Raw genomic sequence first — 1482 nt, 5'->3', positions numbered from 1 at the left:
CGGTCCTACCTTCTTTCAAGGTTGAGCGGGCCAGTCGTAGGGTCCGGGAGATCCAGGGGCGTCGGGTGTGGCTCAGTATCGGTTGCCGTACGCATGGCTCGAACTACTTGGCCGCCCGGCGTCCCGCGACGACCCGGCCGCCGATTGGGATGTGCGAGCGATCGCTGTGTAGGACAACGCCGGCGTGGTCGTCTGTGGAGGCAGGAACGACGAGCTGACGGAGGTAGACGTGGCCCGTGTCTGGGCAGGTGTAGACGCCGGTAAGTCTCATCATCACTGCGTGGTCATCGACGCGGACGGTAGGCGCCTGCTGTCGCGGCGGGTGGCCAACGATGAGCCCGAGCTGCTGGCACTGATCGGTGATGTCGTCGGCCTGGGTGATGAGGTGACGTGGGCAGTGGACTTGCCCGACGGTGGCGCCGCTTTGCTAATTGGGCTGCTGGCTGCTCACGATCAAGCCCTGCTCTACATTCCGGGCCGCACTGTCAATCGTGCCGCCAGCGGGTACCGAGGCGAGGGCAAGACTGACGCGCGCGATGCGGCGGTGATCGCGGACCAGGCCCGCATGCGCCGCGATCTGCACCCCCTGCGGGTTGGCGACGACGGCAGCGTGGAACTGAAGATCCTCACCACCCGGCGCGCAGACCTAGTTGCCGACCGCACCCGTGTCATCAACCGGTTGCGCGGCCTGCTGACCAGCATCTTCCCCGCCCTGGAGCGTGTCCTGCCCGACCTGACCCGCGCTGGACAGCTCACGCTGCTGACTGGCTATCAGACCCCGGCCGCGCTGCGACGCATCGGCCAGGCTCGCCTGGAGACGTGGCTGCGGGCTCGACACGTCCGCAATCCCGGCAAGATCGCCACAGCGGCCGTCGAGGCAGCCCATCGCCAGCACGTCTGCCTGCCAGGCGAGGCCATGACCGCCTCTGTGATCGCCGCGCTAGCGAAGGAGGTGATAGCCCTCAATGAGCACATCTCCGAGACCGATCGGCTCGTCGAGGATCATTTTCACCAGCACAAACTCGCCGAGGTGATCATCAGCATGCCGGGCATCGGCACGTTGCTGGGCGCGGAATTCCTGGCAGCCACCCGCGGTGCCTTGGAATTCTTCGGAACCGCAGACCGGCTGGCTGGCTTCGCCGGCCTGGCCCCCGCTCCGTGGGACTCCGGACGTGTCCATGGCAATCTACGCCGCCCCAGGCGCTACCACCGCGGCCTACAGCGAGTCTTCTATTACTCCGCGCAGATCAGCATCGCCACCTGTCCGGAGTCACGGCAGTTCTACGACCGCAAGAGGGCCGAGGGCAAGCGTCACACCCAGGCCGTTCTCGCGCTCGCACGTCGCCGCGTCAACGTGCTGTGGGCGCTACTGCGCGACCAACGGCCCTATCAGCCATCGAAACCAGCCGTGACCGCTGCATGACGCCCCTGCCAGGCGTCATCAAGACCCCTTGACAACTTCATTGGGAAGTAGTTCTTGCT

General features: G+C 66.1%; 1 protein-coding gene. It reads left to right on the top strand.

Annotated elements, in window-relative coordinates; translation table 11 throughout:
- Window positions 1-229: 229 nt before the first annotated feature.
- Entirely contained in the window at window positions 230-1423 is a 1194-nt protein-coding gene (locus tag ACFYPD_RS34050; RefSeq protein ID WP_387122909.1) for an IS110 family transposase, read from the top strand.
- Window positions 1424-1482 lie beyond the last annotated feature (59 nt).

The sequence above is a fragment of the Micromonospora sp. NPDC005299 genome, from assembly GCF_042872345.1.
Lineage (GTDB): Bacteria > Actinomycetota > Actinomycetes > Mycobacteriales > Micromonosporaceae > Micromonospora.
Note: the sequence above shows the minus strand (reverse complement) of the source record. Positions and strands in the feature narration are given on the sequence as shown.